General features: G+C 63.5%; 23 protein-coding genes and 1 tRNA gene. 3 read left to right on the top strand and 21 right to left on the bottom strand.

Going from position 1 to position 25,366, the window contains the following annotated elements:
• Positions 1-466 precede the first annotated feature (466 nt).
• The 8 genes from ATN37_RS17005 to ATN37_RS16970 form a co-directional block, all read right to left on the bottom strand.
• Positions 467-664, bottom strand: a complete 198-nt coding sequence (locus ATN37_RS17005; RefSeq protein WP_003946112.1) for a hypothetical protein — start codon at positions 662-664, stop codon at positions 467-469.
• 152 nt (positions 665-816) lie between these two features.
• Entirely contained in the window at positions 817-1,239 is a 423-nt protein-coding gene (locus ATN37_RS17000) for a DUF2752 domain-containing protein (protein ID WP_007732476.1), read from the bottom strand.
• A 30-nt stretch (positions 1,240-1,269) separates the two neighbouring features.
• The gene (locus ATN37_RS16995; RefSeq protein WP_021342696.1) at positions 1,270-1,839 is read right to left on the bottom strand and encodes an RDD family protein; all 570 of its coding nucleotides are present in this window, start codon (positions 1,837-1,839) and stop codon (positions 1,270-1,272) included.
• Positions 1,840-1,960: 121 nt separating this feature from the next.
• A tRNA-Thr gene (locus ATN37_RS16990) sits at positions 1,961-2,033 on the bottom strand.
• Between the two features lie 30 nt (positions 2,034-2,063).
• Positions 2,064-3,293 (bottom strand): DNA polymerase III subunit delta', encoded by a 1,230-nt coding sequence (locus ATN37_RS16985; RefSeq protein WP_037132620.1) that lies wholly within the window; start codon positions 3,291-3,293, stop codon positions 2,064-2,066.
• Between the two features lie 33 nt (positions 3,294-3,326).
• Positions 3,327-6,263: a type I DNA topoisomerase gene (gene topA / locus ATN37_RS16980; protein WP_218695422.1), complete on the bottom strand. Its 2,937-nt coding sequence runs from the start codon at positions 6,261-6,263 to the stop codon at positions 3,327-3,329.
• 238 nt (positions 6,264-6,501) lie between these two features.
• On the bottom strand, positions 6,502-7,086 hold the full coding sequence (locus ATN37_RS16975) for a hypothetical protein (protein ID WP_003946106.1): 585 nt from the start codon (positions 7,084-7,086) through the stop codon (positions 6,502-6,504).
• A 185-nt stretch (positions 7,087-7,271) separates the two neighbouring features.
• Positions 7,272-7,475, bottom strand: a complete 204-nt coding sequence (locus ATN37_RS16970) for a cold-shock protein (protein ID WP_003946117.1) — start codon at positions 7,473-7,475, stop codon at positions 7,272-7,274.
• Between the two features lie 456 nt (positions 7,476-7,931).
• Here ATN37_RS16970 and ATN37_RS16965 point away from each other — a divergent pair, with 456 nt between their 5' ends.
• Positions 7,932-10,220 (top strand): DEAD/DEAH box helicase, encoded by a 2,289-nt coding sequence (locus ATN37_RS16965; protein WP_050655288.1) that lies wholly within the window; start codon positions 7,932-7,934, stop codon positions 10,218-10,220.
• On the opposite strand, the gene ATN37_RS16960 is transcribed toward ATN37_RS16965, so the two are convergent.
• The 7 genes from ATN37_RS16960 to ssd form a co-directional block, all read right to left on the bottom strand.
• Positions 10,213-10,563 (bottom strand): Rv3654c family TadE-like protein, encoded by a 351-nt coding sequence (locus ATN37_RS16960; protein WP_064112056.1) that lies wholly within the window; start codon positions 10,561-10,563, stop codon positions 10,213-10,215. The genes ATN37_RS16965 and ATN37_RS16960 overlap by 8 nt on opposite strands.
• On the bottom strand, positions 10,560-10,919 hold the full coding sequence (locus ATN37_RS16955) for a TadE family type IV pilus minor pilin (RefSeq protein WP_003946102.1): 360 nt from the start codon (positions 10,917-10,919) through the stop codon (positions 10,560-10,562). Before ATN37_RS16955 ends, ATN37_RS16960 begins: the two co-directional genes overlap by 4 nt.
• Positions 10,919-11,122, bottom strand: coding sequence for a DUF4244 domain-containing protein (locus tag ATN37_RS16950; RefSeq protein ID WP_007732448.1), 204 nt, complete (start codon positions 11,120-11,122; stop codon positions 10,919-10,921). Before ATN37_RS16950 ends, ATN37_RS16955 begins: the two co-directional genes overlap by 1 nt.
• A 65-nt stretch (positions 11,123-11,187) precedes the next feature.
• Positions 11,188-11,772: a type II secretion system F family protein gene (locus tag ATN37_RS16945; protein WP_058038260.1), complete on the bottom strand. Its 585-nt coding sequence runs from the start codon at positions 11,770-11,772 to the stop codon at positions 11,188-11,190.
• Positions 11,769-12,557 carry a type II secretion system F family protein gene (locus ATN37_RS16940; protein WP_218695421.1) on the bottom strand — a complete coding sequence of 263 codons (789 nt, stop codon included), beginning with the start codon at positions 12,555-12,557 and terminating at the stop codon, positions 11,769-11,771. The genes ATN37_RS16945 and ATN37_RS16940 overlap by 4 nt, the downstream gene beginning before the upstream one ends.
• Positions 12,554-13,735, bottom strand: a complete 1,182-nt coding sequence (locus ATN37_RS16935; RefSeq protein ID WP_042446712.1) for a TadA family conjugal transfer-associated ATPase — start codon at positions 13,733-13,735, stop codon at positions 12,554-12,556. Before ATN37_RS16935 ends, ATN37_RS16940 begins: the two co-directional genes overlap by 4 nt.
• Positions 13,732-14,826 (bottom strand): septum site-determining protein Ssd, encoded by a 1,095-nt coding sequence (gene ssd, locus ATN37_RS16930; RefSeq protein WP_003946126.1) that lies wholly within the window; start codon positions 14,824-14,826, stop codon positions 13,732-13,734. Before ssd ends, ATN37_RS16935 begins: the two co-directional genes overlap by 4 nt.
• Positions 14,827-15,138: 312 nt before the next feature.
• Between ssd and ATN37_RS16925 the strand changes: the two genes are divergently transcribed.
• Positions 15,139-15,957 (top strand): HAD-IB family hydrolase, encoded by an 819-nt coding sequence (locus ATN37_RS16925; protein WP_073513331.1) that lies wholly within the window; start codon positions 15,139-15,141, stop codon positions 15,955-15,957.
• Between the two features lie 391 nt (positions 15,958-16,348).
• Here the strand turns inward: ATN37_RS16925 and ATN37_RS16920 are convergent, their stop codons facing one another.
• The 5 genes from ATN37_RS16920 to ATN37_RS16900 form a co-directional block, all read right to left on the bottom strand.
• The gene (locus ATN37_RS16920; RefSeq protein ID WP_020905979.1) at positions 16,349-17,098 is read right to left on the bottom strand and encodes a hypothetical protein; all 750 of its coding nucleotides are present in this window, start codon (positions 17,096-17,098) and stop codon (positions 16,349-16,351) included.
• 56 nt (positions 17,099-17,154) lie between these two features.
• A complete protein-coding gene (locus ATN37_RS16915) occupies positions 17,155-18,879 on the bottom strand; it encodes an ABC transporter ATP-binding protein (protein WP_099696931.1) in 1,725 nt (574 codons plus the stop codon).
• Between the two features lie 5 nt (positions 18,880-18,884).
• Positions 18,885-19,841: an ABC transporter permease gene (locus ATN37_RS16910; RefSeq protein ID WP_019746638.1), complete on the bottom strand. Its 957-nt coding sequence runs from the start codon at positions 19,839-19,841 to the stop codon at positions 18,885-18,887.
• Positions 19,834-20,760 (bottom strand): ABC transporter permease, encoded by a 927-nt coding sequence (locus ATN37_RS16905; protein WP_003946101.1) that lies wholly within the window; start codon positions 20,758-20,760, stop codon positions 19,834-19,836. Before ATN37_RS16905 ends, ATN37_RS16910 begins: the two co-directional genes overlap by 8 nt.
• A 125-nt stretch (positions 20,761-20,885) precedes the next feature.
• Positions 20,886-22,502 carry an ABC transporter substrate-binding protein gene (locus ATN37_RS16900; RefSeq protein WP_037132624.1) on the bottom strand — a complete coding sequence of 539 codons (1,617 nt, stop codon included), beginning with the start codon at positions 22,500-22,502 and terminating at the stop codon, positions 20,886-20,888.
• 364 nt (positions 22,503-22,866) lie between these two features.
• Between ATN37_RS16900 and acs the strand changes: the two genes are divergently transcribed.
• Complete coding sequence (acs, locus tag ATN37_RS16895; protein WP_218695420.1) at positions 22,867-24,798, top strand: acetate--CoA ligase; 1,932 nt, start codon at positions 22,867-22,869, stop codon at positions 24,796-24,798.
• Positions 24,799-24,835: 37 nt separating this feature from the next.
• Here acs and ATN37_RS16890 read toward each other — a convergent pair whose 3' ends face one another.
• On the bottom strand, positions 24,836-25,261 hold the full coding sequence (locus ATN37_RS16890; RefSeq protein WP_042446697.1) for a MarR family transcriptional regulator: 426 nt from the start codon (positions 25,259-25,261) through the stop codon (positions 24,836-24,838).
• Positions 25,262-25,366: the final 105 nt, after the last annotated feature.

The raw sequence follows: 25,366 nt of genomic DNA, 5'->3' as shown, positions 1-25,366 counted from the left end.
AAGAGTCAAATCACTAGCAAAAAAACTCAACTAGCAAAAAATGTGTCGGCAACCATTCAGACGGAAGAATGAACAATCACCGACGAAAAATACTCACACCACACACAAACCAACCAAACCCCAAGGGGCGGTTGATCATTCGCGGATGTGAAGTACCAAAAAATATTTGGCACTGACATTCATCGACACACTGTTGAGTTCTCAAAGAACACGCACACACCATCACCACGACCCTATGGCCGCCGCTCCGGGGCAACTTTTCCAGCCTATCCCAACCAAGTCACCGGCGCAAACCGGAACCCCGTGAAGAATAACTGGATTGTGTTCGCCAGGCACTTCGTACAACCTCGTGTCACTCACCCTCGCAGGTGGGAGTCGGTGTCCGTGTCGCTCTGACCTGGACAAAGTTACGCGAAGATCAACACAACACCAAATCGCCAGGTCAGAGCACTGCGGTCGGTTAACTTCACGGAACCCAGTACCTCTCGGCCAGTTCTTCGACGATCGGATCGCCTTCCTCGGCCTGTTCCAACGCTTCGAGATCGTCGTTGATCGACACCAACCGCGGATCGTCACCCTCAGCTTCCTGAATCGGGTGCCGACCGTCCTCGGCGAGTTGCCTCAGCAACTTTTCCTTGACGCGGGCTTTCAACGAATCAGCCATACCGCCAGCATGTGCCGCGCGGGCCCAGTTGTCGAGGCCTACTCGTCGTCCTTCTTGCCGAAGACACGTCGTGCCGTCGGAATCAAGATGATCAGCGCGCCGAGCAGAACGATGAGCGAAAAAACCTGCAGTGCCATGTCGACCTCTTACCGTCACGCCGGCGCGAGCCAGCTCCCCCACGGGGTGTTTCGAACAACCGTAAATGCAACGAGAACTCCGAGCACCACGATCGTCACAGTCGGCCGAAGCACGATCATGCGATCCCGCGTGCCTTTCCAACGGCGCACTGTCCAACCGATCCACGCGATCACCAACACCGCGATAAACGGCACGATCAAGGCATTGCTGGACACTGCGGCGCCAATATCCAGATTAGTCAGGTCATTGACCGCACGAAGGCCACCACACGCCGGGCACCACAATCCCGTCAACGCGTACATCGGACAAACGCCGTAACTACCCGCGCTGTGGGGATCACGGAAGTGGAGTACCGCGGCGGCCGTCACGGCCACTGCAGCAACACCGACGGGTGCGGCCAGCGAGCGTCGTCGACTTGTGACCGCTTCCAACTCCATGGCACCCACTGTAAGAGACCCCGGCAGCGACTAGCGGGCGCGAACGACTACCGACCGGACCACCATGTCGTGCCAGCACTGGTGCTTCGAGTCCCAGAGCGGCCAGAGATAGTTGAGGAAGCATGCCCCACCCAGGATCGCCATCATGATCCAACGAAGCAGCGCCATAACCGGGCCGAGCGGTACACCGTCGGACTCCCGAATCACCGAAATTCCCAGCCACTTCTTGCCGAGCGTCTGTCCGGTGTTCCCTTGTCTGAAGACGAGGTTCCATACCTCGATCAAGAAGATCGCCAGTATGCCGACGACCATGACGATCACGCCGACCGGATTGCCGCCTTCAGCGCTCACGCTGCCGTCGTCGTATGTGGTCACTTCGGATCCGGAGAACGCGATCACTGCTCCGATGCCCGCGAGGATGACGCCGGGGAGCGGAACGACAAAGCCGTCGAGGATTGACGCGAACACCCGCGAGATCCAGCTTGCGTACGGATAGGCGGGCGTCGGCGGCTGATAACCCTGCGGCGGCATCGGCGGCATCTGCCCGTACGGCGGCTGATTCTGCGATGGTTGGCCTGGTCCCCAGTTCTGATCCGACATCGAGGTCTCCCCTGTTCAGGCACGTGTTCGCCGAACTCAGGATAAACCGCACATACGCAAGAATTGGGAACTAACGACAAGAGCCCCACATCCGGATTTCCGGGTGTGGGGCTCTTGGCTGAGCTGCCTGAGAGAATCGAACTCTCGACCTTTTCATTACGAGTGAAATGCTCTACCGACTGAGCTAAGGCAGCGTGCCTTTCGGCGGTGGCGAGTCTATCTGGTCAACCCCCGGATCGCGAAAACGGGGGTCGGAAAGCGGCTCCGATGGAGGCAACCATCGCATCGAGCGCCCACTGCAACTTGACGTTGAAGTCGACGGCCTCGCGGCATTCGAGCACCGCTTCGATGCACTTGAGCAACCCCTCCGGGGACGTTCGTGCAGCCAACTCGGCGGCCTGCCGAGCCATGTCGGGATGGGTCGCCGTCGACGTCGACCCCAGCGAACAGGAGAGCGCGTCCCGGTACATGCCGGCCAGGTCGATCAGCGTCCGGTCGAGAAGATCGCGGCGGGCCCGGGTGTCGCGCGATTTCTGACGCGCTTCGAGGTCCTTGATCAGACCAGCCGATCCGCGCAGAGTCCCGGCTGTTCCCTTGCCGGTTCCACCGCCACCCAAGGAGACCTTGAGTTCCTCGAGTTCCTGTTCCTTGAGTTCGGCGTAGAACGCCTTGGTGTCAGCCTCGATCGACTTCACCAAGTTCTCTGCGGCCTTGTACGCCGTCGAAGCCCCGATCGCGTCTGCGGCAAGTCGAAGCGAACGCTGACGCTCGTCGCGCGCGCTCTCGTCGGTGGCGAGACGCCGAGCCCGGCCGACATGTCCGCCGCTGATCGATGCGGCGATTCTCGCCCGTTCCGGATCCAGCCCGTCGCGGTCGATCAGTACCTGGGCGATCGATTCGACGGACGGCGTCACCAACGGCATGTGCCTACACCGCGATCGGAGGGTGACAGACATGTCTTCCGGATCGGTCGTCGGCGCGCAGAGCAGGATGACCGTGCGGTCCGGCGGCTCCTCGACAACCTTCAGGAGGGCGTTGGCTGCGCCTTCGGTCAAACGATCGGCATCCTCGACCACGATGACCTGCCACCGCCCCGTCGTCGGCCGACGCGAAGCGATGTTGACTATCTCGCGCATACCTTTGACGCTGATGCTCAGGCCGTCGGGGATGATCCGTCGTACGTCACCGTGGGTTCCACCCATCGTCGTCGTACACGCATGACACTCACCGCACCCTGGTGCACCGTCGGAGGTGCACTGCAGGGCAGCGGCGAAGCAGAGAGCAGCCACCGAACGACCTGAGCCGGGTGGCCCGGTGAAGAGCCACGCGTGGGTCATCTCCGAGCCGCTGGAATCGCCACGAGCCGACAGTGCAGCATCACGCAGGCTCTGCTCGACGTCGTGCTGACCCACCAGCCGACCGAACACACCTCGTTCGGCCACTTCAGTACTCATGCAAAAACCCTAACCGTCGGCACCGACGAAGCCTTACGAGTCCTTCTTCGCCGGAGCCTTCTTGGCGGCGGCCTTCTTTGCCGGGGCCTTCTTTGCGGCTGTTTTCTTGGCAGCGGCCTTCTTTGCCGGAGCCTTCTTGGCCGCTGCCTTCTTCTTGACCGGGCCGCGCGCACGACGATCAGCCAGCAACTCCGATGCACGAGCATCGGAAATGGATTCGACGTCGTCGTCCTTACGAAGACTGGCGTTGGTCTCGCCGTCGGTGACGTACGGACCGAAACGGCCGTCCTTGATCACCATCGGCTTCTCGCTGACCGGATCGACGCCCAACTCACGCAGCGGAGGCGTTGCCGACGCCTGACGCCCACGACGCTTCGGCTCGGCGTAGATCTTGAGCGCCTCGTCGAGCGTGACGGTGAACATCTGCTCTTCGTTGGCGAGCGAGCGTGAGTCCGTGCCCTTCTTCAGGTACGGACCGTAACGGCCGTTCTGCGCGGTGATCTCTTCCTTCGATTCGGGGTCGAGACCCACGACGCGCGGAAGCGACAGCAGACGCAGCGCATCTTCCAAGGTGATCGTCGCCAAATCCATGGACTTGAGCAGCGATCCCGTCCGCGGCTTGGGGCCCGCGACCTTCTTGGCAGCCTTCTTCGCGGGTGCCTTCTTGGCTGCGGCCTTCTTCACCGCAGTCTTGGTACTGCCCGAACTGATTTCTTCCGGCTCGGGAGCGGTGACGGGAACGATGTCCGGTTCCGGCTCGGCCGGCGGTTCGGGCAGGATCTCGGTCACGTAGGGACCGAAGCGGCCTTCCTTCGCGACGATCTCGTGGCCCGTCAGTGGGTCGACGCCCAGCTTGCGGCCCTCTTGAGGCGTCGAGAACAACTTCTCGGCGTACTCGGGAGTGAGCTCGTCCGGTGGCAGGTCATCGGGAAGATTTGCCCGCTGCGAGATCAGATCGCCTTCGGGATCGTCCGGATTCTGAACCATGCGCTCGAGATACGGCCCGAACCGGCCGACGCGCACGTGAACCTCGCGACCCTCGGCGTCGTCGAACAGTCGGATGGAGTTGACCTCGCGAGCGTCGATCTCCTCGAGATTGACACCGACCATCTTCTTCAGCCCGCCCTCGCGGGCGACCGAACCTTCAGCGCCTGTCTCGCCGCCGAAGTAGAAGCTGCTCAGCCAGTTGCCACGCTGCTCACGGCCACCGGCGATCGCGTCGAGATCGTCTTCCATTCCTGCCGTGAAATCGAAGTCGACCAGCCGGCCGAAGTGCACCTCGAGCAGCCCGATGACGGCAAACGCCACCCAGGACGGAACCAGCGCGCTGCCACGTTTGTAGACGTATCCGCGATCGAGGATGGTCTTGATGATCGACGAGTAGGTCGAAGGACGGCCGATGCCGAGTTCTTCGAGCGTCTTGATCAGGCTGGCTTCTGTGTAGCGAGCGGGCGGGTTGGTGCTGTGCCCGTCCGGATCGAGCTTGGTGGCCGTGACTTCCTGACCCTTGACCAGCACCGGAAGCCTGGATTCGGCGTCGTCGGACTGACCGCCGGCCTCTTCGTCGACGCTCTCGACGTAAGCCTTGAGGAAGCCGGCGAACACGATGGTGCGACCCGAAGCGGAGAACGTGCAGTCCTCGCCGGTGCCTGCCGTGCCGGAGATGCGAAGCGTCAACGTCGTACCGCGGGCGTCGGCCATCTGCGAAGCGACGGTCCGCTGCCAGATCAGTTCGTACAGCTTGAACTCGTCGGAATCGAGCTTGGAGTGCAGCTGACCCGGGGTCTGGAACACGTCGCCGGCGGGGCGGATCGCCTCGTGGGCTTCCTGCGCGTTCTTGACCTTGCGGGTGTACTGACGCGGCGTCGGATGCACGTATTCCGGACCGTACAACTCGGTGGCCTGCGCACGAGCGGCAGCGATCGCCGACTCCGAGAGAGTCGTCGAGTCGGTACGCATGTAGGTGATGTAGCCGTTTTCGTACAGACGCTGTGCGATGCGCATTGCACGCTCGGACGTGAAACGAAGTTTGCGTCCGGCTTCCTGCTGGAGCGTCGACGTCATGAACGGCGGGTAAGGCTTGCGGGTGTACGGCTTGTCCTCGGCGGAGGAAACCGTGAGGTCGACGCCCTGCAACGCCTCCGCGAGACGACGCGCGTACGCCTCGTCGAGCACGGTGACCGCGCTGCCCTTGAGCTTTCCGTCAGCTCCGAAATCACGACCGGAGGCGACACGCGAACCGTCGACGGAGACCAGGCGAGCACCGAAACTACGCGGGCTGGCCTCTGCACCGGCGTCGAGCGTCGCGGAAATATCCCAGTACGACGCCGACTTGAACGCCATCCGCTCGCGTTCACGCTGGACGATGACGCGCGTGGCCACCGACTGGACGCGGCCGGCCGAGAGCTTCGGCATGACCTTCTTCCAGAGAACCGGGCTGACCTCGTAACCGTAGAGACGGTCGAGGATGCGGCGGGTTTCCTGAGCATCGACGAGGTCGGTGTCGAGTTCGCGGGTGTCTTCGGCAGCAGCACGGATTGCCGGCTCGGTGATCTCGTGGAAGACCATTCGACGAACCGGAATCTTGGGCTTGAGGGTCTCGAGGAGATGCCAGGCGATTGCCTCGCCCTCGCGGTCAGGGTCAGTTGCGAGGAAGAGCTCGTCGGCGTCCTTCAACAGAGACTTGAGTTCGGCGACCTTGCCCTTCTTTTCCGGGCTCACGACATAGAGCGGCTCGAAGTCGTGATCGACGTTGACGCCGAGACGGGCCCAGGACTCGCCCTTGTACTTGGCCGGAACGTCCGCTGCGCCGCGCGGGAGGTCGCGAATGTGACCGACCGATGCCTCGACGACGTAGTCCTTACCGAGGTAGGGAGCGATTTTGCGCGCCTTGGTCGGTGACTCGACGATCACGAGGCGACGAGGGTTACCGGACGCTCCCTGACCGCTGCCGTTGTCCGCTTTAGCCACCTGCTGCCCGAGCCTTCCTTTGGACGTTCACTGCCGTCGGCAGATCTTCAGAACTAGACGTGTGGAGCAAGTTATACCCCGTGTCTCTCTTTACAGAGTGACATACCCGCAAGACATTCGTGCAGATCAGTACAGTATGGGCTCCGTCGGACACGCGGCATCAGCACCGGTGGACACGCGGCATCAGCACCGGTGGACACGCGGCATCAGCACCGGTGGACACGCGGCATCAGCACTGTCAGACGTGTGGCCAGGCGACCGAGGTGTCGACGTGTTTCGGCGCCTCACCGAGGTATTCGACGAGCTTTGTCAGTCTCTTCTTTCCCGACACACGGAGCCCCGGGCCCGGTGTCCGGTTACCCAGTTGAGTCGGCGCGATACCAACCCGCATCAAGGCCTGAGCCAGCGGTGCGTGTGTCTCCTTGGCATGGGGGTCGAGGCCGAACACGAATCGTTCACCGCCTTCTTCGAGTCGGCCGGCGGCGACGGCCCACACCCGGAGTTGGCGGGAGTTCGGTACCCAACCGACCGGCACCGCCTTCACAGCTCCCTTGGTCCACTGCACGGACAGCGGAAGGAGTGCGGGCGTCGACTGAGTGCGGACCAATGGGCTGCCTTCTTCACTACGCGTCACCTCGGCCCCGAGTCCGCACTGCGCGATCAACTCGGCAACGGCCTGTGCTCTCCAGTCCCGATCCACGACGATCGAGATCCGCGCGCGATCCTCCGAGGTCACGACCTGCCCCGGTCCGGCCAGCATTCCGGCAAGGTCCGTCACGGCAGGTGGAATCGACTCGGCAGAGAAAAAGGACAGTTGGCTCACAGAGTGAAACGTAAGCCACGAAGGTATCGACGGCATAGACGACCGGCCGTGGCCGAACAGCTGCGTGCATTCACCTCGGACAGGGAAAGTACTAACTCAGCCCGAAAAGATTTGTCCCCCACCGCACGGATGCGATGGGGGACAAATACTGTCCGAACTAATCGCTCAGCAAGTGAGCGGAAAAATCAGACCGCGCGAACGCCGGTAGCCTGGGGACCCTTGGTGCCCTGGCCGACCTCGAACTCCACACGCTGGTTCTCCTCGAGGGTACGGAAGCCGTTGCCCTGAATTTCGGAGTAGTGAACGAAGACGTCTGCGGAACCGTCTTCGGGAGCGATGAAGCCGAAGCCCTTTTCAGCGTTGAACCACTTCACAGTGCCCTGTGCCATGCTTTTCCTTCTCTTTCTAACACCGGATTCGGTGAACAGCCCTTACAGTCCACCGGGCCGGTTCCGACCGCTGTACGTCTTTATTTCCCCCTCAGGAAAGGCAGAGCACCGCGCCCGCAACAACGATCCTGCGAGCGTGCACTCTCTCAAGCCTACGAACACAGAAGCTGCGACCGATTGTCAGTCAACCATGTTCTCCGCGTGCACAACAGTCGAAAAGGGAACTAAAAACGTTAAAAGTTCGCTACGAGAAAAACAGCCCACGATCGTGGTTTCCCGCTCGCGCGCCGAGCACCCGGTTCCACCAAGACCGCCGACCGTTGCGTATCATCAAAACTGCAGGTAGCGACAGTTTCCGATTGCCGCCACACCCCAACGCCGAGCCCGGAGAGTCACGTGAACGCACCTTCCCCGATCCCCGCCCCGGGAGGGAAGCCTGGCGAGACCTACGGGCAGATGCTGCTCGATCGGGTCGTCGCCGGGGTCAGTGGAAGCGAAAAACCACTGATGTTCACCGCGCAGTTACCTGCTCGCGTAGCCGAGTTCACCGAATGGCCGGAGTGGGTGCACCCCAGCGTCGTACGTGCGCTCGCCGAGCACAGCGTGCGGTCCCCGTGGATCCACCAGAGTGAGGCCGCCGACCTCGCTTACGCCGGAAAACACGTGGTCGTGGCCACCGGTACGGCGTCGGGTAAGTCACTGGCGTACCAACTCCCGGTGCTGACGGCCATGGCGACCGATCCGCTCGCAACAGCCCTGTACCTCTCCCCCACCAAAGCGCTGGGCTCCGATCAACTGCGAGCAGTGCTGTCCCTCACCGACTTCGACGTCGAACTTCGCAGCACGAACGCCAGTGCGTACGACGGCGACACCTCTCAGGAACTCCGCACTTGGGCACGTGAGAACTCACGCTGGCTCTTCACCAACCCCGACATGATCCACATTTCTCTGCTCAGAACCCATCAGCGATGGGCACACTTCTTCCGCAACCTGAAATACGTGATCATCGACGAATGCCACTCCTACAGGGGAGTCTTCGGATCCAACGTCGCGCTCGTGATCCGGCGATTACGCAGAATTGCAGCCCGTTACGGCGCCGAACCCACCTTCATTCTGGCCAGCGCGACCACAGCAGATCCCGGCGCGGCGGCCTCGCGGCTCATAGGCGCACACTGCACCGAGGTCACGGAAGACGGATCGCCGCACGGCCCACGCACCGTCGCACTGTGGGAACCACCGCTACTGGAGGCATTGACCGGCGAAAACGGTAGCCCGGTACGACGTCCCGCGGGCGCGGAAGCCGCGCGGATCATGGCCGACCTCATGATCGAAGGCGCCCGCACTCTCACCTTCGTCCGCTCCCGCCGCGGCGCCGAACTGACCGCGATGGCCACCAAACGTCTACTCGCCGAGGTGGACCCGGACCTCGCCGAGCGAGTCGCGTCGTATCGCGCCGGATATCTGGCCGAGGACCGACGCGAACTGGAAGCTGCACTCGCCGACGGCACACTGCTGGGCGCAGCCACCACCAACGCACTGGAGCTCGGCGTCGACATCGCAGGCCTCGACGCCGTTGTCGTGGCAGGCTTCCCGGGCACCGTCGCCTCGTTCTGGCAGCAAGCGGGTCGCTCCGGGCGACGCGGTGAGGGTTCACTCGTCGTGTTGATCGCCCGCGACGATCCACTCGACACCTACCTCGTTCACCATCCGTCAGCGGTACTCGACAAACCCGTCGAGGCGACGGTGACAGATCCCGGAAATCCGTACGTCCTGGGACCACAACTTCTCTGCGCTGCAATGGAACTCCCACTTTCCGATGCCGAGGTGGACGCGTTCGGGGCTCTCGAGGTTCTGACGAGACTGTCCGAGGAAGGCAGGATCCGGCGCCGAAAGCACGGATGGTTCGTCACCGCCGATTCGAACCCCCACGGCTCTTTGGACATTCGCGGCGGCATCGGAACTCAGGTGGCCATTGTCGACGGTGAATCCGGCCGGATGCTGGGCACTGTCGACGCGGGCCGCGCTCCGGCCACAGTTCATCCCGGCGCCGTGCACATCCATCAAGGCGAGACCTACGTCGTCGACGAACTGGACCTCGACGTCGGACTCGCACTGGTGCACACCGAGAATCCGGACTGGACCACCTCGGCTCGCGAGACCACCGAAATCACGATCACCGAACAACTCGAGCACAAGAACTACGGCGACATCGCCGTCGCTCTCGTCCAGGTCGAGGTGACACATCAAGTCGTCGGGTACCTACGACGGTTGACTTCGGGTGAAGTCCTCGACTCGATCGAACTCGACATGCCCGCACACACTTTGCCCACCAGGGCAGTGATGTACACGGTCACGCCGGAACTCCTCGAATCCATCGGGGTCCCGCCCGAACGGTTCCCCGGATCACTGCATGCCGCCGAACATGCCGCAATCGGCCTGCTGCCACTGGTGGCGATCTGCGACCGCGGAGACATCGGCGGAGTGTCCACCGCGATGCACGCGGACACCGGACTCCCGACCGTCTTCGTCTACGACGGTCATGCCGGCGGCGCCGGGTTCGCCGACCGAGGGCACAGCGAACTGTCCCGATGGCTCACCGCGACGCGCGACGCCATACTGTCCTGCGAGTGCGCTCACGGTTGCCCGTCCTGCGTCTATTCACCCAAGTGCGGCAACGGAAACGACCCACTCGACAAAGACGGCGCGGTCAAGGTTCTGACCGCCGTGATCGACACGATCAGCTGACCGGACCCGCACGCGCGTAAGCCTGCGCATCCCCGATCCCGAAGCCCGACAACAACACCGGTGCGCGTATCTCGACGACTACATCCCACCCCTGCACCTCGCACTCCGCGAGCACCGTACGCATCCGCTCCGCGATCACCGCGGACATCTCACACGCCGACTCGTCGCCGCCGTCCAAGGCGCCCGCACCGCCGAGAGCCGAAAGATCAGCGGCCGACTGAGCCGTGTGCCGAGCCACCACTGCGGAACCGACATGCAGCATCCCACCGGTCACCATCACGATCGCTGCCAGAACGCAGCACGCCAGAACCGTGGCAACACCTTCGTCGTCACGTAGGTTCACCCCTCCTCCACTCCCGACTCCACAGCTGCCACCGCCTCGGAAGAAATGTCGACCAACGGCAGCAACGCACTCTCGGCGCTGACAACGGCAACGGCAAAACCGTCCACGATCTCCACCGAGATCGACGCATCTTCGGGTGCGATCCGGCGGGCCGTGGCGACCGCAGACTCACGATCACCACGTGCCACCAACCGCGCGGCCTCACGAGCGGCGTCGACACACCGAACCTGCATCGACACCGCCAGGACTCCGCCGATACACAGCACGACCACCGTGACGATCGAAGCCAGAGCAATCGCGGCCTCCACCGTCACGGCGCCGTCGTCGGCTTGCCGAATACCTCTCGTGGACAACATCACACAGCTGTCTTGAGCGCCTTGTCGATGATGCCTGTCAGCGCCGAGACAATGGAGTCGCCAGTGACAACCGTGTACAGGACGGCACCGAATGCGGCAGCCGCAATCGTGCCGATCGCATACTCCGCGGTGGACATGCCGTCGTCCTCGGCAACCAACAGCGCAAATCTGGCCGACACCGTCCTCAACGTCTTCGAAATCATTTCTCCCCCTTCAATCGAAACCTGTGGCAGCACTTCTGCCGCAGGAGCTTTCACTCGGATCCGGCTCACAGCAGGCCGTTACCGAGCACAGTCGTGGCAAGCCCGATCACCACCGGGACGATGCCCAAGGCGATGAACGCCGGCAGGAAACACAGCCCGAGTGGACCGCTGATCAGCACTCCCGCGCGTTCGGCTGCGGCAGCAGCAAGATCCTCGGCGTCACCTCGACTGCGCTCGGCGAGTTCGGCCATGGATGAGGACAGCGACGAACCCGAACGGGCGGAACGCCGAGCCATTCTGGCGAGCGCCTCGGTATCGGGATCGAGAGCGGCTTCGCTCCACGCGGCGTCGGGATCGGCACCGAGCGCCAGAAGGTCGGCGACGCGACGAAGCGAGTCGGCCATCGGTTTCGGTGCCGTCGACGCCATCGCTGTGATCGCGGCGGAGACGGGAAGCCCCGCTCGTAGGCAGGCCCCGAGAAGGTCGAGACTTGCGGCAACTGCGAGTGGATCCGGCTTGTCCGGGACTGAAACCGAATTTTCTGTTGTTGTGTCCGCGAAGAGAATTTCTGCCGCCCTGGCCGAAGCACCGCGCCGATCGGGAATGATCGCGAGCGCCAACGCCATCATCACCACGGATGCCCAACTCACGACGTGACCTTCGCAGCTATCCGGTCGGTCCAGAGCAGACCAGCTGAGACACAAGCGGTTCCGATCACCAGGAGCACGCCGCCGAGCACACCTCCGAACAGCACGCGCAGCGGCGAAGCCCCCATCAATTGCCCGAGACCGATCCCCAACAGCGGGAGAAAGGCCAACACCGCAGCGGTCGCCCGAGCGCCCGCCAACCCGGCCTCGGTACGCTGACGAAAGCGTCTACGTCCCAACATGTCCGTCCGGACGGCGCCGAGTAGTTCCGCCAGCGCCAGCCCGTGTTGGTCTGCGACCCGCCAGACGGATCCGATGCGGGAGAACTCACGCTCGATGCACGAATCCGGTACCGCGAAGGCCGCTGCGGCAGAACCACCGAGACGCGCCCTGGCCCCAGCGGAACGGAATACGGCACTCACTTCTCCGGTACATTCCTCGCCTGCAACAGAACTGGCCGCTGCAGGATGCGCGCCGACGCTCAGCTCGGCGATCAGCACCTCCAGACCGGAGAGCAGCATCTTCTGTGAGAGGTCCCGGGTTTCGGCTGCATTCGCGCGTCGGCCACGGAGGATCAGGGTCCCGGCGAGGACGACAGCCGCACACCCTGCCGGAAGACCTCCGAGGATCCACGCGGCCGAAATCGCGAGAAATGCGGCGACGAACTGCCACGGAATCTGCCGGGAGGGCTTGCGGACGCTCGGGGTGTACGTGGCGAGCCGAGCACGTGAATCCCGCACCGGCGCAATCGAGACCGCCAACGCGAAAGCCAAGAGGGAAACCGTCACGTCCCGACCTCTCGATTGCGAAGCCGGAACATCCGCTCGAGCCGCTCACGACCCGAACCGCCGTCCGGCCACGCCTGCATGATTCGTACATACCCGTCCGCACCGCGGTCGATGACACCGATCTGTTCGAGACGCCTCGATCCGTCAGCCAATCTGTGCACGTGCAGGATCACTTGAACTGCCGCGGCAAGTTGACTGTGCAACGCGTGGCGATCCATCCCGCCGAGCGCCGCCAACGCCTCGAGTCTGGCCGGCACCTCTTCGGGCGAATTGGCGTGAACGGTGCCGGCGCCGCCGTCGTGGCCGGTGTTCATCGCCGTGAGCAGATCCGTCACCTCTGCGCCGCGGACCTCACCGACGACGATGCGATCGGGACGCATTCGTAGTGCCTGCCGAACCAGATCGCGCACCGTCACCTCTCCGACGCCCTCGACGTTGGGAGCTCTGGCGACGAGGCGGACGACGTGCGGATGCGGCGGCGCCAGTTCGGCCGCGTCCTCGACACAGACGATTCGCTCGCGCGGGTCGACCGCGCCGAGCATGGCGGACAACAACGTGGTCTTTCCCGCACCGGTCCCGCCGATCACCAGAAAAGCCAAGCGACAAGAAATGATGCGATTGAGGAGCTCTCGCGCGTCCGGTTCCACGGCGCCGTGGGCGGACAGCGCGTCGAGACCCTGGGTCGCGGGCCGCAACACTCGCAGTGACACGCAAGTTCCACCCTGGGCCACGGGTGCGAGTACGGCATGAAGTCGTACCCCGAAGTGCCCGTCGCCGACGCCCCGCAGGCGGCCGTCGACCCACGGTTGGGCGTCGTCGAGGCGTCGACCTGCCGACAGTGCCAACCGCTGCGCCAATCGACGCACAGCTGCCTCGTCGGTGAACCGCACCCCTGACCTTTCGAGGCCGACCCCGCGGTCCACCCAGACCTGATCCGGCGCGGTCACCAGTACGTCGGCGACCCCGGGTTCGTGCAGCAGAGGTTCGAGCGGCCCCGCTCCTGTCAGTTCCGTCTGGAGCACCCTGACGACCTCCAACAGATCCGTGTCCGCCAGAACGCCGGAGGACTCGGCTCGCACGGCATCGGCAACGGTGGCCGCCGTCGGCTCGCCGACCGACGACGCCGTCAATCGCTCGCGAACTCGGTCGAGCAGTTCGGCCGTGACCAACGCACTCATGCCGCAGCCCTGCGCGGGCGTGCGCCGGATTCGACGGCGTCGAGTACCGCTGTTGCCGCCACACTCAACGGACAACCGCGGGTCAATTCGAGGCCACCACGCTCGAGCATCGGCGCCAGCGATCGGTGGCCGCGCATCACGGCCGTCAGGGGCAGGCCGAGCATGTCTGCCACATCGGCGCCGCGTAGGCCTCCCGGTGCCGGCCCACGCACGACGAGCCCGACGTTGGAGTTGTGTCGCACCACCCAGGCTCCGACCTTCTCGGCCGCGACGCATGCGGCCACGGTGGCCGGAACCACCACGAGCACCGAATCCGACATCTCCAACACGGCCTGACCTACCTCGCTGGGATGACGTGGCACGTCGCAGACCACGAGCCCGCCGGAACTGCGACCTGCGTCCAGCACGGCGCGAACGGCGGTCACTGTCGGACCGTCGATCTCCCGGCGACTGCTCGCCAGAACCCTCAGAAACTTTCCCTTTGCCGGCAGTGCATCGCGCAGCGCATCCGGGGACAACCGCCCGCCCTCGACGGTCAGTGCACCCCAACGTAATCCGGGAGCAGTCTCGATACCCAACAGCACGTCGGCGCCGGAACCGAGTGCGTCGACGTCCACCAACAGCGTCGGGACGTGACGTGCCGCCGACGTCAACGCGACTGCCGCAGCAGTTGCCGAGGCTCCGCCGCCGCCACAACCACCCACCACGCTCACGACGGTGCCGTCACCACTGACGTCGACGTGGTCGGCCAGAACTGCGACCAGCGCGTTCTCTTCCTCGGGCAAGGACAGAACGCTGTCAGCTCCGATCGCGGTGGCGCTCTTCCAATCGTCGACGGTCGGTGTGCCGTCGCATACGAGGAACACTCGCGTTCGTTTGGGGGAACGAGCCAGAGCATCTCGCGCCGCCGACGCGTCCAGTACCACCGCCGAGGCCCGGTTCCACTGTTGCCGGGACACGGGATGTTCGGCCTCGTCCAGCCGGCGGTCCACCGCGGCAGCGACGCGTCGCACGCTCGCGAGGATTTTCGCGTCGTCGACGAGAACCAGAATGGGAGCCCCGGTTTCCTGAGAGCTGATCGTCGTGTTCATGACTGCAGAGCCTGAACGAGCACCGGCACCGAAAACAGTGGGCCGAACAACCCTGTGGACAACTGGGAGGTTGGGGAGAAACAGGCCTGAGACAGAGGACGACCCCCGCCAATGGGGGGAGGAGGCGGGGGCCGTCTGAGTTCAGCCCCGGGGGGTCGGGCTGAACTAGTTCGAACGAATCGAACAGCAACGATCTTACACCCGCCATCGGCGAGAAATGCAAGCCTGAGCTGCACTGAACTGCTGTTTTTCGCCGAAAGAGGACGCTTGCCGGAGAGCACACGAACCGCCTGTCGGACTATCCTCAATCCTGTGACCGACAAGCCTGCGAACGGACTGAAGACCGGGCGGACAGCCGCTTTCTTCGATTTGGACAAAACGATCATCGCGAAGTCGAGCACCCTGGCGTTCAGCAAGCCATTCTTCGCACAGGGTCTGATCAATCGACGCTCGGTTCTCAAGAGCAGCTATGCGCAATTCCTGTTTCTACTGTCCGGCGCCGATCACGATCAGATGGAGCGCATGCGCGAGCATCTGACCGCGATGTGTGCGGGCTGGGACGTGGAACAGGTGAAGGCCGTCGTCGCGGAGACTCTGCACGACATCGTCGATCCACTCGTCTTCGCCGAGGCGGCCGATCTGATCGCAGATCACAAGCTGCGTGGACACGACGTCATCGTCGTGTCTGCTTCGGGTGAAGAGATCGTCGCACCGATCGCCCGCGCCCTCGGCGCCACCCATTCCGTCGCGACGTCGATGAGGGAGGAAGACGGCCACTACACCGGCGAGGTGGACTTCTACTGTTACGGCCCCGGCAAGGTCGAAGCCATGGAAAAACTCGCCGCGGAGTACGGTTACGACCTCGCCGCCAGTTACGCCTACTCCGACTCGGTGACGGATTTACCCATGCTCGAGGCTGTCGGACATCCGACCGCAGTCAACCCCGATCGAGCGTTGCGCAAGGAGGCGGCCGTAAACGGTTGGCCCATACTGACTTTCTCGAATCCGGTCTCACTTCGTGCCCGATTGTCGGCCCAGTCCACGACCACGGTGGCCACTACCGCTGCGGTGGGAATCGCAGCTCTGGTGGCCGGCGCCATGACCTTCGGGCTACTGCGCCGGAAACGCTGAAATCCAAGGCCCACAAACAAAAATTGGTACTTGCTGTGAGCCCGGACACAGGGTACAAAGGAGTTACGGAAGAACGGAAGGCCAGGAACGGCTCGGAAGAGAAGGACCGTTTCCCCAACCGAAATTCCTAGCACGGGCACTAGGGCACCCACGCGGAGCACAAGCCACTATAAGGGCAGAAGCGTTGTGGGCCTGCGAGATTCGTTCAATTTGAGCGAGGACCCCGCACAGGTTGCGGGGACGACCTCAGAAAGTGCGATCCCTCGCCGAGGCCACCCACACAACCCACCGAGCACGCTTGGTAACGAGTAGTCCGTGCTGACGGGCGGCGAAGTCGATTTATCGGCAGCGCCGCCCGTTCGTTATGTTCCGGCAGGGGCAATTTGCCGGACTATCCGGTAGCGGCGTCTGCAATCGAAGTCGCCTCTCGCGCACCGGCTTCGAGAGCACCACAGCACAGAATCACCCAGCTGCCGACGCCCGCCGGATTTCCCGAAGCGAATCCTGCCGCGCCGTCCGTGTACGCCTGTGGCCGCCGAAGCCAACTGACCTCGGGGACCCCGAGATTGTGCGGATCCAGTCCCGACGAGACCGCAACCAGACGCGAGGCCGCGCGGGCGACGATGCCGTCAGCGGTGCCGAACGGGCTCAGCGCCAAGAGTTCTCCGTGTACGACGGCCGCCAGAACCGGTGCCGGTGCACTGGTTCCGCCTGTAACGAGTTGGGCGAGAGCGTCCAACCGCTCCCCCACTCCGCGATCCGACCGTGGCCGCCCCAGTTGATCTGCGTCCTCGACGAGATCCGCCGCGGCCAACAGGTGCAGCCGGGCCAGAGCCTGAAGTGGGGCTCGCTTCCACGTCGACTCCATGAGCGGAAGGCTGTCGCCGTCGAGAGCCTGAGCCACGCGCAGAGCACCCGCGAGAATCGGATCACCGGCCATGCCCTCGGCCGGCAATTCGGTGGTGCCACCGGCGAGCGATGCGGAAGCCCGCGCGGCGCGAACCGCGGCTTCGGCGGCAGTGGTGGGCCAACCGCGACGGTTGGTCTTGTGCCGATGAACCTCACCCAGAGCGTCGCGCGCATGATCGGCGGCGGCGCGTACGCCTGGAAGATCGACGAGGGGCTGCAAGGGGTCCGTCACGATCAACGACGGTACCCTTGCAGCCCCTCTGCGGACTTGCCTACCTACCTGTTGCGTCAGCTTCCCAGCTTGATGGACCCACCGGGAATCGCGTCGAGCAACTTGCGTGTGTAGTCCTGCTGCGGATTGCCGAACACGTCGTCGATCGGTGCCGATTCGACGATCGAGCCACGCGACATCACCAACACGTTGTCCGCGATCTGACGAACCACGGCCAGGTCGTGCGTGATGAAGAGATACGTCAACCCGAACTCTGCCTGCAGGTCGTTCAGCAGGGTCAAGATCTGATCCTGCACGAGCACGTCGAGAGCGGAGACCGCCTCGTCGCAGATCACGACCTCCGGTTGCAAGGCCAGTGCTCGCGCGATCGCGACGCGCTGACGCTGTCCACCGGAGAGTTCGTTCGGGAACCGACGCATGACCGACTGCGGTAGACCCACCTTGTCGAGAAGTTCGCGGACGCGAGCCTCACGCTCGGCTTTGGTCCCGACCTTGTGGGTACGCAGCGGCTCCTCGATCGTGCGGTAGATCGAGTACATCGGGTCGAGCGTGCCGTAAGGGTTCTGGAAGATCGGCTGCACTCGGCGACGGAATGCAAAGGTTTCCTTCGCACCGAGTTTCGCCACGTCCTGACCGTCGAAGACCACGTTGCCTGCGGTGGGCTCGAGCAGACCGAGGACCATCTGCGCGACCGTCGACTTACCGGAACCCGATTCACCGACGATCGCCGTTGTGGTTCCGCGGCGGACCTTGAAGGACACGTCGTTCACGGCTGTGAAGTCGGTGGTCTTGCGGAAACCCTTGCGCAGCTTGAACACCTTGGTCAGATGATCGACGACAAGAACGTCGTCGGTCGCCTTGCCGAAGGACTCTGCCGTACTTTCCTCGGCCTTCACCGCTTCGGCGACCTCTTCCGCCTGTTCGCGAATCTCGGCGCGTGCCACCGACGAGCTGAGCCGCTTCGATGCCAACGACGGCGCAGCAGCGACCAGCTTCTGCGTGTACGGATGCTGCGGGCGCTTCAGAATCTCCAGTGCCGGACCGGATTCGACGATACGACCCTTGCTCATCACGATCAGATGCTCGGCACGCTCGGCGGCCAACCCCAGATCGTGGGTGATGAGCAGAACGGCGGTGCCGAGTTCCGTAGTCAGACCGTCGAGGTGGTCGAGGATCTGACGCTGGACGGTGACGTCGAGCGCCGACGTCGGCTCGTCCGCGATCAGGAGCTTCGGACGAGCGGACAACCCGATCGCGATGAGTGCGCGCTGACGCATACCGCCCGAGAACTCGTGCGGGTACTGCCCCAACCGGCTCTCGGCTTCGGCGAGTCCTGCCTCCTCGAGCAGTTCGGCGGCCCGAACCTTGGCTGCCTTGCCCTTGGCGATCCCGTTGGCGGCCAGAGCTTCCTCGATCTGGAAGCCCACTTTCCACACGGGATTCAGATTCGACATCGGGTCCTGCGGAACCAAACCGATCTGGCTGCCCCGGATGTGGACGAAGTCCTTCTCCGAAAGTTTCGAGATGTCCTTGCCGTCGAAGATGATCTCGCCTGCCGTCACCTTGCCGGTGCCGGGAAGCAGATTGATGATCGAGTGCGCGGTGGTGGATTTACCGGAACCCGATTCGCCCACGATGGCGACCGTCTGACCCGGATACACGGTCAGGCTGACGCCTCGAACTGCCGGGACCGGACCGGAATTGGACTGGAACGACACCTCGAGATCACGAATCTCGAGCAACGGAGTTTCCTCCGAGGTGAGAGTTTCCTTGGTGGTCATCGTGCTCACCGCTTCCGCGACTTGGGATCGAGGGCGTCGCGCAGAGCGTCACCCATCATGATGAATCCGAGGACGGTGATCGCCAAAGCCGTTGCCGGGTAGAACAGAATGGTCGATCCCTGACGCAGCGTCACCTGAGCGTTGCTGATGTCGCCGCCCCACGAAACCTCGGTGGACGGAAGTCCGATACCGAGGAAGGACAGCGTCGCCTCGGCGACGATGTACGTGCCGAGCGAGATGGTGGCCACCACGATGATGGGCGCCAACGAGTTCGGGATGACGTGGCGGATCAGTGTCTTGAGCTTCGAGACACCCAACGCTTCCGAAGCCATGACGTAGTCGTTGTTCTTCGCCGAGATCACCGCGCCTCGAGCAATTCGTGCCATCTGCGGCCAACCGAACAGTGCCAGGACGCCGACGACGGTCCAGATGGTGCGATCGGTGAACAGCTGCATCAGGACGATGGCAGCCAGGATCAGCGGGATGCCGAAGAAGATGTCGGCGACACGGGAGAGGATCGAATCGGTCCATCCGCCGTAGAAACCGGACAGCGCACCGAAGATCACGCCGATCACCAGCACCGACGCAGTGACACCGACGCCCACGAGTACGGATGCGCGAGCACCGTAGATGGTGCGCGAGTACACGTCACAGCCCTGGCGGTCGAAACCGAACCAGTGCCCTGAGGTCGGCCCCTGCATGCTGTAGGTCAGGTCGCAGAACCGCGGATCGGTGCTCGTGAACAAGCTCGGAAACGCTGCGATGACGATGACCGCGAGGATGATGATCGTCGAGATGATGAACAGGGGGCGCTTGCGTAGGTCGCGCCACGCATCGGTCCACATGCTGGTCGGCGCCTGATCGAGTTTGACGGCGTCCGTCTCCCCGGGTGCCGCAACTTCGGGCGGTGCCACGAAATGACTTTGCCGGACGGCGCGTCCGGTCTTCACGGTCTCAGACATAGCGGATCCTCGGATCGAGCGCGGCGTACAAGAGGTCGACGAGCAGATTTGCGATCAGGTAGATCACGATGAGAATGGTGACGAACGAAACCACCGTCGGCGCTTCACCTCTGGTCACGGCCTGGTAGATCGTGCCGCCGACGCCGTTGATGTTGAAGATGCCCTCGGTGACGATGGCGCCGCCCATCAACGTTGCGAGGTCGGCGCCCAGGAACGTGACCACGGGGATCAGCGAGTTGCGCAACACGTGCACGCGAACCACTCGTCCACGGGAAAGTCCCTTGGCGGTGGCAGTGCGCACGTAATCGGCACTCAGGTTCTCCGCCACGGATGTTCGGGTCAGTCGCAGGACGTACGCGAACGAGACCGAACCCAGAACCAGGGCGGGGAGCAGGAGATTCTTGAAGCTGGTGTTGCCACCGACCGTCGGCGGGACGATGCCCCATTTGACGCCGATGAAGAACTGAGCCAGGAAGCCGATCACGAAGATCGGGATGGCGATGAGAACGAGGCTGAACAGCAGGACGGTGCTGTCGAAGAATCCGCCCTTACGCAGGCCTGCGATGAGGCCGAAGCCGACACCGAAGACGGTCTCGACGATCAGTGCCATGAAGGCAAGTTTCATCGTGATCGGAAATGCCTGTGCCAGAACTTCACTGACAGGTCGTCCGGAGAACGACGTGCCGAAGTCCAGCGTGAAGATGCCCTTCAGGTACAGCAGGTACTGCTGATAGAAGGGGAGATCGAGGTGGTAGCGCTCCCGAAGCTGTGCTGCCACAGCCGGACTGAGCGCCTTGTCGCCCGCCAACGCGGCAATCGGATCACCGGGAAGCAGGAAGACCATGGCGTAGATCAGAAGAGTGGCCCCGAGAAAAACCGGGATCATTTGAAGCACTCGGCGACCGATGTACCAGAGCATCGGATCACCTCCTTGTCGATGATCGTGTACGTCAGCGGACAGTCCGGTGTGAACACGAGTTCGGGACGGCAGGCAGGGCGCCTGCCGCCCCGAACTCACGTTTCAGATGCGGATCGTTCTACGCGTCAGTTCTTTTCGATGTCTTCGTAGACCGGAATGCCGTTCCAGCTGATGGTCACGTTGGAAACGTTCTCCGACCATCCACTGGCTGCGTTGCGGTACCACGTCGGAATTGCAGGCAGGTCCTTGAGCAGCACTTCCTGAGCCTGATCGAGCAGTTCCTGAGCCTTCGCCTTGTCCGTCTGGCCGGCCGATTCGCGCAGGAGGCGGTCGAACTCGGGGTTGGAGTACTCACCGTCGTTGGAGCTGCCGCCGGTCTGGTAGTTCTGCGCCAGGAAGCCGTACTGCTGCGGGTAGTCACCCTGCCAGCCGGAGCGGAACGCGCTCTGGATGGTGCGGTCGGTGGCTTCGGTGCGGATCTGCGCAAAGGTGGCGTACTGCTTGCCCTTTGCGTCGATGCCGAGCGTGTTGCGGATGCTGTTCGCCGTGGCGTCGACCCATTCCTGGTGTCCGCCGTCGGAGTTGTATCCGATCTCGAAGCTGCCGGACCACGGAGCGATGGCGTCGGCCTTAGCCCAAGCGGCCTTGGCTGCCTCGGGGTCGAACTTCAGGTTGCCGTTACCGGTCAGCGAGTCGTTCCAACCCTCGATTGCGGGGCTGGTGAAGTCGAGTGCAGGCGTCCTGGTCTTGTTGAAGATCTGCTGCGTGATCTGATCGCGGTTGATCGCCATCGAGATCGCCTGACGGCGGAGCATGCCCTCTTCACCACTGAAGTGCGCCAGGCGCCCCGGGATCGTGAACGTCTCGATGGTTGCCGACGGCTGGTTGACCGTGCGACCGGCAAGATCCGACTCGAAGGTCGTGACCGCGCTCGGCGGGACCTGGTCGAGAACGTCGACGTTGTTGGCGAGGAGATCCGTGTACGCCGTGTCGAGGCTGTTGTACATGATGAAGTCGACGCCGGCGTTCTTCGGCTTGCGGTTGCCGTTGTAGTCCGGGTTCACGACCGTGTCGATGCGGACGTTGTGCTGCCACGCGCCGGCGCCGTCGAGCTTGTACGGGCCGTTGCCGACCGGGTTCTCGCCGAATGCGGTCATGTCCTTGAACGCGACCTCGGGCAGCGGGTAGTACGCCGTGAAACCGAGGCGGTCGGGGAACGCCGACTCGGGCTGCTTGAGTTCGATGGTGAAGGTGGAGTCGTCCACAACCTTCAGACCCGACATCGTCTGAGCCGTCGGAACCTCGGCGGCAACTTCGTCGTAGCCCTTGATCGGATCGAAGAACGATGCCTGGATCTGAGCGTTGGTGGAGAGGGCTCCGAAGTTCCACGCGTCGACGAACGACTTCGCGGTGACGGGGGTGCCGTCCGTGAAGGTCCAACCGTCCTTGAGCTTGACGGTGAAGTTCTGACCGTCGGTGCTCTCGATGGACTCGGCAACCTCGTTCTCCGTGCCACCGTCGGCGGTGTACGAAACGAGACCGGCGAACAGGGAGTCGAGGACGCGGCCGCCCTGGTTCTCACTCGTGTTCGTGGGAATCAACGGGTTCTGGGGCTCGCCCGCCCAGGCGTTGACGACACCGCTGGACGATCCTCCCGACGAATCGCCGGACGAACATGCCGTGATCAGCACTGCCGTCATTCCGAGCGCGACCGCGCCGGTCGCTATGCGTGAGATACGCAAAGGAATTCCTTCCACATCTAAGTGACCCCGAGCATGCTCGGGGCCTGCCGACAGCCGTAACTGCCGGCGTCGTGTCGCCTACAACTGAAAGTGAACGTGACTTCGAGTTGTGGTCGAATAATGGTTTGACAATAGACACATCCGACGCGGGGCGCGCATCGCACCCATTGTCCGCAATTCCGAGGGAAATCTGTCCGCGCCCATTCACTCGTCGGCGGAAGCGACCACCCGTCGCATCAATTCGACCGATCGTCGCAGGACAACGGGTTGCAACGTGATGCAACGGTGCGTTTACGCGAGCTTGTGACTACCCTCACACGGAGTCAGAAAAGTGTCGATCAAAGTGGAAAGAAGGCCGTCAGCCATGACAAGCGCAGCCGAAACAGACGTCCCCCAGGCATATCCGCCGAGCGCAGAGTTCGCTGCGGCCGCCAACGCGGGACCGGAGTTGCAGGCTGCCGCAGATACCGACCGCCTCGCTTTCTGGGCGAATCAGGCTGAGCGCCTTCACTGGCACGAGAAATGGACCGACGTCCTCGACTGGACCGACGCCCCCGTCGCCAAGTGGTTCGTCGGCGGAAAACTCAACGTCGCCTACAACTGCGTCGACCGCCACGTCCTCGCCGGCAACGGCGACCGCGTCGCCATCCACTTCGAAGGCGAACCAGGCGATTCCCGCGACCTGACCTACAACGACCTCCTCGCCGAAGTCAGCCGCGCCGCAAACACTTTCACCGACCTCGGCCTCGTCGCCGGTGACCGCGTCGCGATCTACATGCCGATGATCCCCGAAGCGATCGTCACCATGCTCGCCTGCGCCCGCCTCGGCCTGACCCACTCGGTCGTCTTCGCCGGATTCTCCGCCACCGCCCTACGCTCGCGCATCGACGACGCCCAAGCCAAGCTCGTCGTCACCGTCGACGGCCAGTGGCGACGCGGCGCCGCAGCACCCATCAAAACAGCGGTCGACGAATCCGTCGCCGGCGCCGACTCCGTCCAGAACGTGTTGGTGGTCAACCGGACCGGCATCGACGTCGAGTGGACCGACGGCCGCGACCTGTGGTGGCACGAGACCGTCGCGGCGGCCTCGCCCGAGCACGAGGCGCAGGCCTTCGACGCCGAACATCCCCTGTTCATCCTCTACACCTCCGGCACCACCGGAAAGCCCAAGGGCATCATCCACACCTCCGGCGGCTACCTCACCCAGGCGTCGTACACCCACCACAACGTCTTCGATCACAAAGCGGGACAAGACGTCTACTGGTGCACCGCCGACATCGGCTGGGTCACCGGACACTCCTACATCGTCTACGGACCCCTCTCGAACGGCGTCACCCAGGTCGTCTACGAAGGCACCCCCAACTCCCCGAACGAGCACCGCCACTTCGACATCATCGAGAAGTACGGCGTCTCCATCTACTACACCGCACCCACCCTCGTGCGCACGTTCATGAAGTGGGGCCGCGAGATCCCCGACGCCCACGACCTGTCCTCGATCCGCCTCCTCGGATCTGTGGGCGAGCCCATCAACCCCGAAGCGTGGCGCTGGTTCCGAGAGGTCATCGGCGGCAACAAAGCCCCCATCGTCGACACCTGGTGGCAGACCGAGACCGGCGCGATCATGATCTCCCCGCTGCCCGGTATCACCGCCACCAAGCCCGGATCCGCGATGGCACCGCTGCCGGGGATTTCCGCGAAGATCGTCGACGACGACGCCAAGCCCCTCGGCCCCGGCGGCAACGGTTACCTCGTCCTCGACGAGCCGTGGCCGGCGATGCTCCGCGGCATCTGGGGCGACATGGACCGCTACCGCGACACCTACTGGTCCCGCTACGCCGAAGAAGGCTGGTACTTCGCCGGTGACGGCGCCAAGTACGACGACGACGGCGCACTCTGGGTCCTCGGCCGCGTCGACGACGTCATGAACGTCTCCGGTCACCGCATCTCCACCTCCGAAGTGGAATCAGCACTGGTGAACCATCACGGAGTCGCCGAAGCCGCCGTCGTCGGTGCCGCCGACGAGACCACCGGACAGGGCATCGTCGCGTTCGTCATCCTCCGTGAAGGCGTCGAGAACACCGGCGACGTCCTCATCGCCGAACTCAAGGCTCAGGTCTCCACCGACATCAGCCCCATCGCCAAACCGCGTCAGATCACGATCGTGCCGGAACTGCCGAAGACCCGGTCCGGCAAGATCATGCGCCGCCTCCTGCGCGACGTCGCCGAAGGCCGCGACCTCGGAGACACCTCGACCCTGGTCGACCCCAAGGTATTCGACGCCATCCGCGGCAAGTAGGGCCTTCGGCCCCTGTGCGCCTTTTTGGTAGTCCCCACTACCGGAAAGGCACACAGGGGCGAAGCCCCTCTCGCAACTTCACTTCCTCTTTCGACGTCAGCCAGGACTCCTCGGCTACCCGGATGTCTGCGGCAACCCTCTTGTGCAAGGACTTTCCGCGCGAGGAGAGAAACACGCGTACCTTCCGACGGTCGTCCTCCCCGACTTCGCGGTAGATGAGCGCGAGCGAGACCAACTTGTCCGCAACTCGCGTCAGCGTCGGAGCCGGTGTTCCCGTTCGATCGCGCAGCTCAGCCATCGTCAGCCCCTCGGTCGACGCCAGGGCTTCGAGCGTCATCCAGTGATCAAGAGTGAGATTCTCTGCCGCCAGCGCCTTCTCCGCCGCTGCCGCGGCCATTCGAGCTGCTCGGACCAGCGCAGTCGTCAGCGACGCATCAAGAATTCCGGAGTCACTTTTTCCCACTGATCGCTCCCCCGCTGTTGCGCAGTTCACACTTCTCGGGCAATACTTTCAAATGAAATGATAGTAACCCAGGCCAGGCCGCTGACTCCCGATTCCGGCGGCGAC

The sequence above is a fragment of the Rhodococcus sp. MH15 genome (genome assembly GCF_019266045.1).
Taxonomy (GTDB): Bacteria; Actinomycetota; Actinomycetes; order Mycobacteriales; family Mycobacteriaceae; genus Rhodococcus_F; species Rhodococcus_F qingshengii.
This window is presented reverse-complemented; position numbering and strand designations above follow the sequence as displayed.

What these genes read in the sequence shown, in the direction of transcription:
- ATN37_RS16935 (WP_042446712.1), bottom strand. Translation starts at nt 13,735, where the DNA reads ATGAGTGCGTTGGTCACGGCCGAACTGCTCGACCGAGTTCGCGAGCGA.
- ATN37_RS16905 (WP_003946101.1), bottom strand. Translation starts at nt 20,760, where the DNA reads ATGCTCTGGTACATCGGTCGCCGAGTGCTTCAAATGATCCCGGTTTTT.
- ATN37_RS16965 (WP_050655288.1), top strand. Translation starts at nt 7,932, where the DNA reads ATGCTGCTCGATCGGGTCGTCGCCGGGGTCAGTGGAAGCGAAAAACCA.
- ssd (WP_003946126.1), bottom strand. Translation starts at nt 14,826, where the DNA reads ATGAACACGACGATCAGCTCTCAGGAAACCGGGGCTCCCATTCTGGTT.
- acs (WP_218695420.1), top strand. Translation starts at nt 22,867, where the DNA reads ATGACAAGCGCAGCCGAAACAGACGTCCCCCAGGCATATCCGCCGAGC.
- ATN37_RS16955 (WP_003946102.1), bottom strand. Translation starts at nt 10,919, where the DNA reads ATGTTGTCCACGAGAGGTATTCGGCAAGCCGACGACGGCGCCGTGACG.
- ATN37_RS17000 (WP_007732476.1), bottom strand. Translation starts at nt 1,239, where the DNA reads ATGGAGTTGGAAGCGGTCACAAGTCGACGACGCTCGCTGGCCGCACCC.
- ATN37_RS17005 (WP_003946112.1), bottom strand. Translation starts at nt 664, where the DNA reads ATGGCTGATTCGTTGAAAGCCCGCGTCAAGGAAAAGTTGCTGAGGCAA.
- ATN37_RS16970 (WP_003946117.1), bottom strand. Translation starts at nt 7,475, where the DNA reads ATGGCACAGGGCACTGTGAAGTGGTTCAACGCTGAAAAGGGCTTCGGC.
- ATN37_RS16915 (WP_099696931.1), bottom strand. Translation starts at nt 18,879, where the DNA reads ATGACCACCAAGGAAACTCTCACCTCGGAGGAAACTCCGTTGCTCGAG.
- ATN37_RS16950 (WP_007732448.1), bottom strand. Translation starts at nt 11,122, where the DNA reads ATGATTTCGAAGACGTTGAGGACGGTGTCGGCCAGATTTGCGCTGTTG.
- ATN37_RS16910 (WP_019746638.1), bottom strand. Translation starts at nt 19,841, where the DNA reads ATGTCTGAGACCGTGAAGACCGGACGCGCCGTCCGGCAAAGTCATTTC.
- ATN37_RS16985 (WP_037132620.1), bottom strand. Translation starts at nt 3,293, where the DNA reads ATGAGTACTGAAGTGGCCGAACGAGGTGTGTTCGGTCGGCTGGTGGGT.
- ATN37_RS16995 (WP_021342696.1), bottom strand. Translation starts at nt 1,839, where the DNA reads ATGTCGGATCAGAACTGGGGACCAGGCCAACCATCGCAGAATCAGCCG.